We start from the raw sequence: 12,115 nt of genomic DNA on the forward strand, positions 1-12,115 counted from the left end.
CGCGCCTCAGCCTCGGCCTCGGTTGAGCCAGCGGAGCACGTCCGGCGGCAGGTTCCGTTCCTGCTGCCGGCGCTGCTGCTGCGGGGGGCTCGGCTCCGGGGCCGGGCGGCGCACCTCGCCGGCCAACTCCCGGCTGGGCGGGGTGAAGTCGCGCACCGGCTGGCCGGCGACGGCCGTGCGGATGGTCCGGGCCACCGCGTCGATCACCTTTGCCTGCACGGCCGAGCCGACCGAGTCGCCCGGGTCGTCCGGGTTGGCGGCGATGCCGGCCACGGCGACCTGCGGGGTGAAGCCGACGAACGTCTCGGTGGCGTTCCTCTCCGAGCTGCCGGTCTTGCCGGCGACCGACCGGCCGACGATCCGGTCCACCGAGGTCGCGGTGCCGCCGTCGCACTGGCCGAACGTGGTCTGCTGGCCGACCGGGCAGCGCGCCGCGTCGGTGGCCGCCCGGGCCACGTCGGCGTCGAGCACCTTGCGGCAGGACGGGTCGCCGACCGGCACCCGGTCGCCGTCGGCGGCGGTCACCGAGACCACCGGCAGCGGGGCACAGTACGTGCCCTCGGCGGCCACGGTCGCGTACGCGTTCGCGAGGTCGAGGGGGGTGGTGGCGGCCACGCCGAGGGTGAACGACCCCCAGTTGGCGGCGTTGTCCTTCGCGAAGGCGGCGTCCGATTCGGCCCGGAAGGTGATGCCGAGGCGCTGGGCCATCTCCACCACCTTCGCCGGGCCGACCTGTTCGGCGAGCCAGACGAAGTACGTGTTCACCGAGCGGCCGAAGCCGTCCCACATGGTGCGGTAGCCGTCCATCCACTGCGGGTTGGCGTTCGCCGGGCACCACTTGCCGTCGCAGCTTGCCTCGCCCTCGGCGGCGTACCGGGTGGGCAGCCGGCTGGGCGCGTCGAAGCCGGTGGCGAGCTGCTTTCCGTTCTCCAGCGCGGCGAGCATGGTGAACAACTTGAACGTCGACCCGGCCTGGTACCCGTCGACGCCGCCGCCACCGGAGACCAGCGGGTTGACGGTGTTGGGGTGGTTGGCCTGCCCGCCCGGGTTGTCCTCGAGGCTGTAGTGCCGGTTGACCGCCATGGCGAGCACGCGGCCGGTGCCGGGCTGCACGGCCGCGATCGGCAGGGCGCGCTTGTTGTCGTACCCGTAGACGGCGGTGGCCTGCTGCTGCGCCGTGGCCTGGATCTTCGGGTCCAGGGAGGTGACCACGGTGTAGCCGCCCCGGCGCAGCGCCTGCTCACGCTCCTCGACGGTGTCGCCGAACGCGGGCTGGGTGAGCCACCACTGGCGCAGGTAGTCGCAGAAGAAGCCCCAGTCGTCGTGGCCCTTCGCCACGGCGGTGCAGCCGTTGGGCTGCCGGGTGGGGCTCAGCGCCGGCTTCTCCGCCTTGGCCGCCGAGGCCTGCTCGGCGGTGATCGCGCCGGTGCCGGCCATCGCGTCGAGCACGTACCCGCGCCGGTCCAGCGCCGCGCCGGCGTCGCCGTCGATCGGGCTGTACGCGTCCGGCGACTGGACCAGGCCGGCGAGCAGGGCCGCCTCGGGCAGGGTCAGCTCGGCCGGGGACTTGGCGAAGTAGCGCTGGCTGGCCGCCGCGATGCCGTACGCGCCGGAGCCGAAGTACGCGATGTTGAGGTAGCCGTTGAGGATCTCGTCCTTGCTGAGCCGCTGCTCCAGCGCCGTGGCGTACCGGATCTCCTGGAGCTTGCGCCCGACGGTCTGCTCGGTGGCGGCCTGCCGCTCCTCGGCGGTGCGGTCCGGGTCGGTCTTGAGCACGTTGCGGACGTACTGCATGGTAAGCGTGGAGCCGCCCTGCTCGGTGCCGCCGCCGGTGACGTTGGCGACCAGGGCGCGGGCGAGGCCGCGCAGGTCGGCACCCCCGTGCGAGTAGAACCGCCGGTCCTCGGCCGCCACGATGGCCTGACGCATCACCGGGGCGATCTCGGCCAGCGGCACGTCGGTGCGGTTGACGTCGTAGAACGTGGTGATCAGCGTCTTGCCGTCGTTGGCGTAGAGGTACGACCGCTGCGGGGTGATCGGGGTGCGCAGCGCCTCGGGCAGCACGGCGTACGACCCGATCGCCGACTTCGCGGCGTACCCGAGCAGCAGGTTGCCCGGCAGCGCCGCGACCGCCAGGACGAGGCCGGCGAGCACGCCGGCGAGGAGCACGGTGAACAGCCGCGACAGCGGCGACCGGGGTGGCGGCATGGAGCCAAGGATTGCCACGAAAGCCGCGATCCGGCCAGCCCCGGGGACGATTGTCAGGTAATTCACCGCGTCCTACCAGGCGCTTCCCCACCTGGGCGGCAGGTTGTGGGACGAACCTCCCGACCGGCGGGAACCGGGTCAGCCCGCGGCGAGCGGGCCGCCGCCGCGACCCGGGGTCGCGCCGCCGCCCGGGGCGGTGGCGGTGGCGACGCTGGCGCTGGCCGCGTCCCGGGCGATCGCGGCGGGAACCAGACGACCGGAGCGGTACCCGATGCCGATTCCGGCGATCAGCACGAAGATCGCCCCGAAGGTCTGCAGGGACCCGATCAGCGCGCCGCCGATGCCGACCAGCGGGGCGGCGATCATCAGCATCGCGCCGTCGCCGATGCTGAACATGCCGGAACGGGCCACCGCCCAGCCGGTGAGGAACCAGCCCACCGTGTAGCAGGTGGCCCCGAGAAGCACGAGCGTGCGGGCCGTGGTGCCGAAGACCGGGGCCTGCTCGGTCAGCCCGGCGAAGGGCAACATGAGCACGGTGCCGGCGATGCTGACCAGCAACCCCGCGGCGGCCACCCGGCGGCTGCGGGTGGCGGCGAGCAGGCCGGTCAGGGCCAGCAGGGCGAGCAGCCCGAGCCAGACGGCGGCGACCCAGCCGATCAGGTAGAGCTGCCCCCCGTCGGCCGGGTACGGGGCGTTGCCCACCCCGCCGTCGCTGGCCATCGCGACCACGCCGTACAGCACCGCGTACGCCGGCAGCAGCCACACGGCGGCGCGGCCGAAGCGGCGCAGCGACCAGGCCCAGGTGGCGTCGGTCGCGGGACGGGCGGGCGTCGGCTCGCCGACGAACGGCAGCACCCCGAACCCGCCCCCGGTGCGTCGGGTGCCGATCGGCCCGGCCGGGTCGTGCGCGCCGGGCACCGGGGTGCTGGAGAAGAGCTTGTCCGCGGGATCCTTCATGCGTCACCTCGCTGCGCTGGTCGGCGGGGCGGGGACGCGCCGCGGCGCCCCGGCTCCTGGTCACCACCCGTCCTTCGGACCGATCGTGTCAGGTGCCGGAGCGCCGCATGAGGGTTATTCGCATTCCGCCCCGGGCCCCGCCCGGGCGGGTGTCAGCCCCGCTCGCGCTGGTCGGCCGGGTCGCGCAGCAGGCTCCCCGGGGACACCGGCTCGGGGGCCGGCAGTCCCTGCGGACCATGGCCGCCGGTGGCCTGCGCCTCGGCGACGCGTACCTCGTCGTGGATCTGCTGGGCGGCGGCGGCCGCGGCCTCGGCGGCCTCGGCGGCCTCCCGCTCGACGGCGCTCGCGTGGCCGGCCGCCTCGGGCGCGGGCTGGTCGCCGACCATCTGGCTCAGCCCGCCCAGCGCGCCGCCCATTCCCTCCAGGGCCTTGGTCAGCTCGGCCGGGACGATCCAGACCTTGTTGGCCGTGCCGTTGGCGATCTGCGGCAGCGCCTGGAGGTACTGGTAGGCGAGCACCTTCTGGCTCGGGTTGGCCTGGTGGATCGCGTCGAAGACCGTCCGGATGGCCTTCGCCTGGCCCTCGGCCTGGAGGATCCGGGCCTGCCGGTCACCGTCGGCCCGTAGCACCGCGGACTGCTTGTCGCCCTCGGCGGTGAGGATCTGCGACTGCTTGTGGCCCTCGGCGGTCAGGATCGCCGCCCGGCGGTCCCGCTCGGCGCGCATCTGCTTCTCCATCGAGTCGCGGATGCTGGCCGGCGGCTCGATGGCCTTGATCTCCACCCGGGTGACCTTGATGCCCCACCGGCCGGTGGTCTCGTCCAGCACGCCCGAGAGGTGCCGGTTGATCTCCTCGCGGCTGGTCAGCGCCCGCTCCAGGTCCAGCGAGCCGATCACGTTACGCAGGGTCGTGACGGTGAGCTGCTCGATGGCCTGGAGGAAGTTCGAGATCTCGTACGTCGCCCGGGCCGCGTCGATGACCTTGAAGTAGAGCACCGTGTCGATCGACACCACCAGGTTGTCCGAGGTGATCACCGGCTGCGGCGGGAAGCTGACCACCTGCTCCCGCATGTCGACCTTGGTGCGGACCGCGTCGACGAACGGGACCAGCAGGTTCAGGCCCGGGTTCAAGGTGCGCTTGTACTTGCCGAGCCGCTCGACCACGTCCTGGCGCTGCTGCGGCACGATCCGCACCGCCTTGACCAGGGTCACCATGACGATCAACGCCACGGCGACCAACAGCACCGTCACAAATTCCATGCCTTTCACCCTCTCGCTTCGGGCAGCTCGCCCGAGGTGGAAACGTCGTCATCCCATACCAGGGCCGTCGCACCCTGGATCTTGATCACCCGCACCCGCCGACCGGGGAGGAAGCTCTGCGTCGCGTCGAACGACCGGGCGGTCCACAGCTCTCCGTCGATCTTGACGAGGCCCTGGTCGGCGTCGACCCGCTCCAGCACCAGGGCGGTGGACCCCTCGATCGCCTCCACCCCGAACGGCTGCTCGCCGCTCTCCTGGGCGGAGCGGGCGTGCCGGCGGATCGCCGGCCGGGCCACCGCCACGGTGAGCGCCGAGACCACCGCGAACACCAGCGCCTGGACGGCGGTCGGCGCGCCCAGGGCCGCGGCCCCGGCGGCGGCGAACGCGCCGACCGAGAACATGATCAGGAACAGCGTCGTCGTGAAGATCTCGGCGACCGCCAACACCACACCCAGTACGACCCAGAACACCGCGTCCACCACCCAAGAGTGACACGTCGGAGCACACGCGGCCCCTCGACAAGATCAGTAAGCTCGGCGGGGAGCCATTCTGGGAGGACGGTGACAGCCGTCCCGCGAGCCCGTGGAGGAGCCGTGTCACTGCCATCCGAGACCGTCCGAGGGGTCGACGCCGCAGTCGCCCGGGCACAGTCCGCCGGGCGTACCCCGTCGCTCGTGCTCGGCGTGGTGCGCGACGGTGAGTTGGCCCACGTCGCCGCAGCCGGGGAGCACCCCCGCCCGGATTCCGACCGGCAGTACCGACTCGGCTCGATCACCAAGACGATGACCGCGGTGCTGGTCATGCAGCAGCGCGACGCCGGGACGCTGGCCCTGCACGACCCCCTCGACGCGTACCTGCCCGGCACCGGGGTCGGCGCGCTCACCCTGCGCCAGCTCCTCGGCCACGCCAGCGGCCTCCAGCGCGAGCCCGACGGCACCTGGTGGGAACGGGTCGAGGTCGGCGGCCTGGCGTCCGTGCTGGCCGGCGTGGGCGAACACAAGATCGCCTACCCGCCGCACCGGGTCTACCACTACTCCAACCTGGCGTACGGGCTGCTCGGCGGGGTGCTGGAGGCGGTCACCGGGACGGGCTGGTTCGACCTGCTCCGGCAGCGCGTCCTGGAGCCGCTGGGCATGACCCGCACCACGTACCAGGCCGCCGAGCCGTTCGCCCGGGGGTACGTGGTGCACCCGTGGCACGACACGCTGCGGGAGGAGCCGCGTACCGACACCGGGGCGATGGCCCCCGCCGGGCAGCTCTGGTCCACGATCACCGACCTCGGCCGGTGGGCCGCGTTCCTGGCCGACCCCGACCCGGCCGTCCTCGCCCCGGCGACGCTCACCGAGATGTGCGCGCCGGTGGCGATCAGCGACCTCGACTCGTGGACCGGCGGGCACGGCCTCGGCGTCGAGCTGTACCGGGTCGGCGACCGGGTGTACGTCGGCCACGGCGGGTCGATGCCCGGGTACGTCGCCGCGCTGGCCGTGCACCGCCCCACCCGCACCGCCGTGGTGGGCTTCGCCAACTCGTACGGCCTGCGGGTCGGCCACGTCGGCGGCCTCGGCCGGGAGGTGCTGACCACCGTCCTGGACGCGCTGCCGGACCCGGTCGAGCCGTGGCGCCCGGCCGACGCCCCGCCCCCGGCCGAGCTGACCGAGCTGACCGGCCGCTGGTGGTGGATGGGCGCGGAGGTCGAGTTCAGCGCCGACGCCGCCACCGGTGAGCTGCGGGCCGGCCCGGTCGGCAACCCGGTCATGCGGTTCACCCGGGAGGGCCCGGACCGCTGGCGGGGCATCTCCGGCCCGCAGGACGGCGAGATCCTCACCGTGCTCCGCGACGCCGAGGCCCACCCCGTCGCCCTGGACGTGGCCACCTTCGTCCTGACCCGCACCCCCGACGAAGAACCCTGACCCCCCGGTGCCGGTGCCGGTGCACTCACGGAAAGCGTGGTTGTGCCTCGGCGAACGGCCACGCTTTCCGTGACTGTGCGCGGCCGGGGGGTGGGTGGGGTCAGGACGGGGGGACGGTGACGAAGTCGATCAGCCGTTCCATGGCGTTGATCAACGGGGTCTCCACGTCGGCGAAGCTGTCCACCCGGGACAGGACGTGCCGCCACATGTCGGCCGGCTCCGCCACCCCGAGGGCCGCGCAGACCCCCTCCTTCCACGGCCGCCCCGGCGGCACCACCGGCCACGCCGCGATGCCCAGCGCGGCCGGCTTGACGGCCTGCCACACGTCGACGTAGGGATGGCCGGTGACCAGCACGTGCGGGGAGTTCACCCGGGCCACGATCCGGCTCTCCTTCGAGCCGGGCACCAGATGGTCGACCAGCACGCCGAGCCGCCGGGACGGGCCGGGGGCGAAGTCGCGCACCTGCGCGGAAAGCTCGTCGATGCCGTCCAGCGGCTCCACCACCACGCCCTCGACGCGCAGGTCGTCGCCCCAGATGCGCTCGACGAGGGCGGCGTCGTGCACGCCCTCGACCCAGATCCGGCTGGCCTTGGCCACCTGCGCCCGCACCCCGTCGACCGCGATCGAGCCGGACGCGGTACGTCGGCGGGCCGCCGGCACGGGCGCGCGGGCCGGGCGGCTCAGCGTGACCGGCCGGCCGTCGAGCAGGAACGCCGCCGGCAACAGCGGGAAGTTGCGCCGCCGGCCGTGCCGGTCCTCCAGCACCACCGCCCCGGACTCGAAGCCGATGACCGCGCCGCAGAACCCGGAGTCGGCGTCCTCGACCACGAGATCGGGTTCCGCGTCCACCTCGGGGGTCGTCTTCCGCCGCCGCCAGTCCCCCGCCAACACGTCCTCGCCGTAACGCCCCACCATCCCGCCACGCTAACCCCCGCCCCACCCCGGGGGCGCGTCAGCCGCGCCGATCATTGAGTCGAAGCACCCCCGCAAAAGGCGCACGAACGGAATATCCGGTCACCACGGGTCCATGATCGACGCTAACCGAAGCGGGGCACGCGGCAGTCGAGACAGGGGCGGCGCGTACCACGTACCCTCTCTTGCATGTCCTCCCCCGCAGCGGGCGCGGTCACCCTCGCGCCCCGCCGGTCGAGCCGGTTCGTTGCCTGGGTGCGCGCGTGGCGCGCCGGCCTCGTGCCCTACGACGAGGTCGCCGAGGAGATCGCCGGCGACGAGGAGCACCTCGTCTCGGACGCCCCCGGCACCTGGACCGACGTCCCACTGCGGGACGCGCTGCCCACCCTGGCGAAGCTCTCCCCGGACGAGATCCGGCTGGTTCTGCCCGCGCCCGGCGATCCTCGGGGGCTGCCCGGGCCGGGCGACTTCGCGGGCACCGCGCTGGTCACCGGCGAGGCGGTGGTGGCCGGCGGGATCGGGCTGATCCCGCAGGTGCGCACGCACACCTCCGGCTCGGGGATGACCTTCGAGACGGTGCTCTGGCGCTGCTACCCACTGCCCGCCGACGCCCCGGCCGCCTCGCTGGCCTCGCCCGGCGCCGCCGAGGCGGAGGCGGAACTGGCCAGCGCGCTCGCCGAGACCACCGCGGCGCTGACCCGGCTCGACGTGGCCCAGTGGCGGCCCGAGCTGGCCGGCGCGCTGGCCGCGCTGCGCCGCCCCGACGGGACCACCGACCTGCCACCGGGCTTCGACCCCCGGGCGCGGCGGCTGTTCGCCCGCGCCGCCGTGCTGGACCGGGTGCTGGCGCTGGCCGGGCACAACGCGCCGGGCGGCGCGATCAACAACTACGAGGCCCAGCAGCGCGACGCCGCGCTGCGCCCGCTCACCACCGCCTGCCGGCAGGCCCTCGTCGCCGCCTGCAACGCCCCGCTGCGCCCCTGACCCCCCGTCGGCCCTCAGTGCCCCGGCACCCGCCTGGCCCGGCCCCCGGCCGGGTCGGGTCGGCCTGGGAGTTGACGACCGTCGGGGTCAGATGTCGTCCATCAGGTCGGCCACCGAGTTGACGATCCGCGACGGGCGGTACGGGTACCGCTCGGCCTCGGCCCGGGTGCTGATCCCGGTCAGCACCAGGATCGTCTCCAGCCCGGCCTCCAGGCCGCACAGCACGTCGGTGTCCATCCGGTCGCCGATCATGGCGGTCGTCTCGGAGTGCGCGTCGATGGTGTTCAGCGCCGAGCGCATCATCATCGGGTTGGGCTTGCCGACGAAGTACGGCGCCACCCCGGTCGCCTTCGAGATCATCGCCGCGACCGAGCCGGCGGCCGGCAGCGCGCCCTCGACCGACGGGCCGGTGACGTCGGGGTTGGTGCAGATGAACCGCGCCCCCTCGTTGATCAGCCGGACCGCCTTGGTGATCGCCTCGAAGCTGTACGTCCGGGTCTCCCCCAGCACCACGTAGTCGGGGGCGAAGTCGGTGAGCACGTAGCCGACCGCGTGCAGCGCCGTGGTCAGCCCGGCCTCCCCGATCGCGTACGCGGTGCCGCCCGGCCGCTGGTCGCCCAGGAACTGGGCGGTGGCCAGCGCCGACGTCCAGATGGCGTGCTCGGGCACCTCGAAGCCCATCCGGGTCAGCCGGGCCCGAAGGTCACGCGGGGTGTAGATGGAGTTGTTGGTCAGCACCAGGAACGGCTTGCCTGAGGAGCGCAGCTTGTTGATGAACTCCGGTGCGCCCGGTACCGGCTGGCCCTCGTGCACCAGCACGCCGTCCATGTCGGTCAGCCAGCTCTGCACCGGCTTACGTTCGTGCATTCGTCGTCCCAGGGGATGTCGGGGCGGGGCCGTCGGACGGTGACCCGCACGGGTGTCGGAGGTGGCGGTCGGCGGGTCAGGGCCGGCGGGTCGGCACGCAGCACACCGTCGGGCAGGTGTCCCACAGCGGCAGCTCGCCGAGGCGGCGGCGCAGCCGCTCCCCGCCCGGTTCGGTGCGCTCGGCGACCAGCTCGCGCGCCATGGCCACGAAACGCGGGTCGGTGCCCGGGGTGCCGGCCCGGACGAAGTCCAGCCCGAGTTGTTTGGCCGTCTCCGCCGCCTCGGTGTCGAGGTCCCACACCACCTCCAGGTGGTCGGAGACGAACCCGATCGGGCTGACCACCACGGCGGTGGTGGTGCCGGCCTCGGCGAGGGCGGCCAGGTGGTCGTTGACGTCCGGCTCCAGCCACGGCACCTGGGGCGGGCCGGAGCGGCTCTGCCACACCAGGTCGTACGGCAGGTCGGGCGCGGCGGCGGCGTGCACCAGCCGGGCCACCTCCGCGAGTTGGGCGGTGTACCGGCCGCCGTGCGGGCCGGCGTTCTCGGCCGCCGAGACGGGGACGGAGTGGGCGGTGAAGACCAGCCGGGTGGTGGCCCGCGTCGCCGGGTCGAGCCGGCCCAGCGCCGCCCTGACCGCGTCGGCGTGTGGCTCGACGAAGCCCGGGTGGTCCCAGAACTGGCGCAGCTTCTCGATCACCGGGGCGTCCGGGCCGACCGCCGCGCGGGCCTTCGTGATGTCCTCCTGGTACTGGCGGCAGGAGGAGTAGCCGCCGTACGCGCTGGTCACGAGCGCCAGGGCGTTGGTGACCCCGTCGTCGCGCATCCGGGCCACGGTGTCGGCGAGCATCGGGTCCCAGTTCCGGTTGCCCCAGTAGACCGGCAGGTCGACGCCGTGGGCGGCGAAGTCCGCCCGGATGGCGGCGAGCAGGTCACGGCACTGCTGGTTGATCGGGGAGACCCCGCCGAAGTGCTGGTAGTGCTCGACGACCTCCGCCAGCCGCTCCGGGGGCACGCCCCGCCCCCGGGTCACGTTCTGGAGGAAGGGCAGCACGTCCTCGGGCCGCTCCGGGCCGCCGAAGGAGACCAGCACCAACGCGTCGTACGCCATGGGCCTATTCTTCCCCGCCCCCGTCGGCGGCCGGGCGACGCCCCCTGGTCCGGGGTGTGCAGGGGCGGGCCCCCGCGCCGGCGGGCCCGCCCGCGACGTCAGGCACCGATGGCGTGGTAGCCGCCGTCGACGTGGACGATCTCGCCGGTGGTCGCCGGGAACCAGTCCGACATCAGCGCCAGGCAGGCCCGGGCGGCCGGCTCCTGGTCGGTGAGGCTCCAGCCCAGCGGGGCGCGCTCGGCCCAGGCCTCCTCGAACTGCTCGAAGCCGGGGATCGACTTCGCCGCGATGGTGCGCAGCGGGCCGGCGGCGACCAGGTTGCTGCGGATGCCCTGCTTGCCCAGGTGCATCGCGAGGTAGCGGGAGGCGGACTCCAGCCCGGCCTTGGCCACGCCCATCCAGTCGTAGACCGGCCACGCCTTGGTGGCGTCGAAGGTCAGCCCGACCACCGCGCCGCCCGGCTGCATCAGCGGCAGCGCCGCCATGGCCAGGGACTTGTAGGAGTACGTCGAGACGTGCAGCGCGGTGGCCACGTCCTCCCACGGCGCGTCGAGGAACCCGCCGCCGAGGCAGCTCTGCGGGGCGAAGCCGATCGAGTGCACCACCCCGTCGAGGCCGTCGACGTGCTCCCGGACCTTGTCGGCCAGGCCGGCGAGGTGCTCGGCGTTGGCCACGTCCAGCTCGATCACCGGGGCCGGCTCGGGCAGCCGCCTGGCGATCCGCTCGACCAGGGAGAGCCGGCCGTAGCCGGTGAGCACGACCTGCGCGCCGTTCTCCTGGGCGAGCTTCGCCACGGAGAAGGCGATCGAGGCGTCGGTGATGACGCCGGTGACCAGCAGCCGCTTACCGGCCAGCAGTCCGGACATGTCGGGGTTCCTCCGTTGAGTCGGTGCGATGAGGCAGCGTCAGTGGCCCATGCCCAGGCCGCCGTCGACCGGGATCACGGCGCCGGAGATGTAGCCGGCGGCGTCCGAGGCCAGCCAGGCGACCACCGCGGCGACCTCGTCGGGGGTGGCGAACCGGCCGGCGGGGATGGACTTGAGGTACTCGGTCCGGCGGTCCTCGGGCAGCGCGGCGGTCATGTCGGTGTCGATGAAGCCGGGCGCGACGACGTTGGCGGTGATGTTGCGTCCGCCCAGCTCCCGGGTGATCGAGCGGGCCACGCCGACCATGCCGGCCTTGCTCGCCGCGTAGTTGACCTGACCGGGGCCGCCGTACAGGCCGACGACCGAGGAGATGAAGATCATCCGGCCCCACTTGGCCCGGAGCATCTTCGTCGAGGCGCGCTTGGCGCAGCGGAACGCGCCGGTGAGGTTGGTGTCCACCACCCGGGTGAACTGCTCCTCCGACATCCGCATGATCAGGGTGTCGTCGGTGATGCCGGCGTTGGCCACCAGCACCTCGACCGGGCCCAGCTCGGCCTCGATGGCGCCGAAGGCCGCGTCGACGGAGGCGGAGTCGGTCACGTCGCACCGCACCCCGAACAGCCCCTCGGGTGCGTCACCACTGCGGTGCGTCACCGCCACCCGGTCGCCCTGCTTGGCGAAGGCCTGCGCGATGGCCAGGCCGATCCCCCGGTTGCCGCCGGTCACCAGGACGGTACGGGCCACGGGTCCCCCCTCAGTTCGATGATCTCCCGGTCGGTCGGAGCCTAGGCGTTACCGGCAGGTAAGCGCTAACGCCGCCCGGGCAACCCCCTGGTCCGACACCCGGATCACCCCGTGGCGGCACGGCCACCTGGTCCCGGCTGCCGCGTCCCCGGCGGGTCGCGGACCGCCCGCCGGTCGGTGCCGCGGAGCCGCTCGGTCGACCCGTCGGCCGAGTGCCGTCCGGCGACCATCCCGGTGTACGATGATCCACGTTTGCGGGCCGTGCGGTCCGCGTTCCGGGCCCCGCCGACCGCAGGAGG

At 73.7% G+C, this 12,115-nt stretch carries 11 protein-coding genes; 2 read left to right on the forward strand and 9 right to left on the reverse strand.

Annotated elements, in window-relative coordinates; translation table 11 throughout:
* Positions 1–6 precede the first annotated feature (6 nt).
* The 4 genes from ABT023_RS19685 to ABT023_RS19700 form a co-directional block, all read right to left on the reverse strand.
* On the reverse strand, positions 7–2,274 hold the full coding sequence (locus ABT023_RS19685; RefSeq protein ID WP_350887605.1) for a transglycosylase domain-containing protein: 2,268 nt from the start codon (positions 2,272–2,274) through the stop codon (positions 7–9).
* A gap of 72 nt (positions 2,275–2,346) precedes the next feature.
* Positions 2,347–3,165, reverse strand: a complete 819-nt coding sequence (locus ABT023_RS19690) for a hypothetical protein (protein WP_350887608.1) — start codon at positions 3,163–3,165, stop codon at positions 2,347–2,349.
* A 152-nt stretch (positions 3,166–3,317) separates the two neighbouring features.
* Positions 3,318–4,424: an SPFH domain-containing protein gene (locus tag ABT023_RS19695; protein WP_350887611.1), complete on the reverse strand. Its 1,107-nt coding sequence runs from the start codon at positions 4,422–4,424 to the stop codon at positions 3,318–3,320.
* Positions 4,425–4,429: 5 nt separating this feature from the next.
* Positions 4,430–4,903 carry an NfeD family protein gene (locus ABT023_RS19700; protein WP_350887614.1) on the reverse strand — a complete coding sequence of 158 codons (474 nt, stop codon included), beginning with the start codon at positions 4,901–4,903 and terminating at the stop codon, positions 4,430–4,432.
* Positions 4,904–5,017: 114 nt separating this feature from the next.
* Between ABT023_RS19700 and ABT023_RS19705 the strand changes: the two genes are divergently transcribed.
* Positions 5,018–6,334 (forward strand): serine hydrolase domain-containing protein, encoded by a 1,317-nt coding sequence (locus ABT023_RS19705; RefSeq protein WP_350887617.1) that lies wholly within the window; start codon positions 5,018–5,020, stop codon positions 6,332–6,334.
* A gap of 100 nt (positions 6,335–6,434) precedes the next feature.
* Here ABT023_RS19705 and ABT023_RS19710 read toward each other — a convergent pair whose 3' ends face one another.
* Positions 6,435–7,250: a DUF3097 domain-containing protein gene (locus ABT023_RS19710; protein ID WP_350887619.1), complete on the reverse strand. Its 816-nt coding sequence runs from the start codon at positions 7,248–7,250 to the stop codon at positions 6,435–6,437.
* Between the two features lie 186 nt (positions 7,251–7,436).
* Here ABT023_RS19710 and ABT023_RS19715 point away from each other — a divergent pair, with 186 nt between their 5' ends.
* Positions 7,437–8,231 carry an Rv1486c family protein gene (locus tag ABT023_RS19715; protein ID WP_350887622.1) on the forward strand — a complete coding sequence of 265 codons (795 nt, stop codon included), beginning with the start codon at positions 7,437–7,439 and terminating at the stop codon, positions 8,229–8,231.
* 87 nt (positions 8,232–8,318) lie between these two features.
* On the opposite strand, the gene ABT023_RS19720 is transcribed toward ABT023_RS19715, so the two are convergent.
* The 4 genes from ABT023_RS19720 to fabG form a co-directional block, all read right to left on the reverse strand.
* Positions 8,319–9,098: an HAD-IIA family hydrolase gene (locus ABT023_RS19720; RefSeq protein ID WP_350887625.1), complete on the reverse strand. Its 780-nt coding sequence runs from the start codon at positions 9,096–9,098 to the stop codon at positions 8,319–8,321.
* A 76-nt stretch (positions 9,099–9,174) separates the two neighbouring features.
* Positions 9,175–10,206 (reverse strand): ferrochelatase, encoded by a 1,032-nt coding sequence (locus tag ABT023_RS19725; protein ID WP_350887627.1) that lies wholly within the window; start codon positions 10,204–10,206, stop codon positions 9,175–9,177.
* A gap of 98 nt (positions 10,207–10,304) precedes the next feature.
* Entirely contained in the window at positions 10,305–11,072 is a 768-nt protein-coding gene (gene fabI, locus ABT023_RS19730) for an enoyl-ACP reductase FabI (protein ID WP_350887629.1), read from the reverse strand.
* A gap of 39 nt (positions 11,073–11,111) precedes the next feature.
* Entirely contained in the window at positions 11,112–11,816 is a 705-nt protein-coding gene (gene fabG, locus ABT023_RS19735; RefSeq protein WP_350887630.1) for a 3-oxoacyl-ACP reductase FabG, read from the reverse strand.
* Between the last annotated feature and the right edge of the window lie 299 nt (positions 11,817–12,115).

Origin of the sequence: Micromonospora sp. NPDC002296 (assembly GCF_040296145.1) — a bacterium.
GTDB lineage: Bacteria > Actinomycetota > Actinomycetes > Mycobacteriales > Micromonosporaceae > Micromonospora.

Bases quoted from the DNA above. Each gene is read 5' to 3' on its own strand.
- ABT023_RS19690 (WP_350887608.1), bottom strand. From the start codon at position 3,165: ATGAAGGATCCCGCGGACAAGCTCTTCTCCAGCACCCCGGTGCCCGGC.
- ABT023_RS19695 (WP_350887611.1), bottom strand. From the start codon at position 4,424: ATGGAATTTGTGACGGTGCTGTTGGTCGCCGTGGCGTTGATCGTCATG.
- ABT023_RS19710 (WP_350887619.1), bottom strand. From the start codon at position 7,250: ATGGTGGGGCGTTACGGCGAGGACGTGTTGGCGGGGGACTGGCGGCGG.
- ABT023_RS19715 (WP_350887622.1), top strand. From the start codon at position 7,437: ATGTCCTCCCCCGCAGCGGGCGCGGTCACCCTCGCGCCCCGCCGGTCG.
- ABT023_RS19720 (WP_350887625.1), bottom strand. From the start codon at position 9,098: ATGCACGAACGTAAGCCGGTGCAGAGCTGGCTGACCGACATGGACGGC.
- ABT023_RS19725 (WP_350887627.1), bottom strand. From the start codon at position 10,206: ATGGCGTACGACGCGTTGGTGCTGGTCTCCTTCGGCGGCCCGGAGCGG.
- fabI (WP_350887629.1), bottom strand. From the start codon at position 11,072: ATGTCCGGACTGCTGGCCGGTAAGCGGCTGCTGGTCACCGGCGTCATC.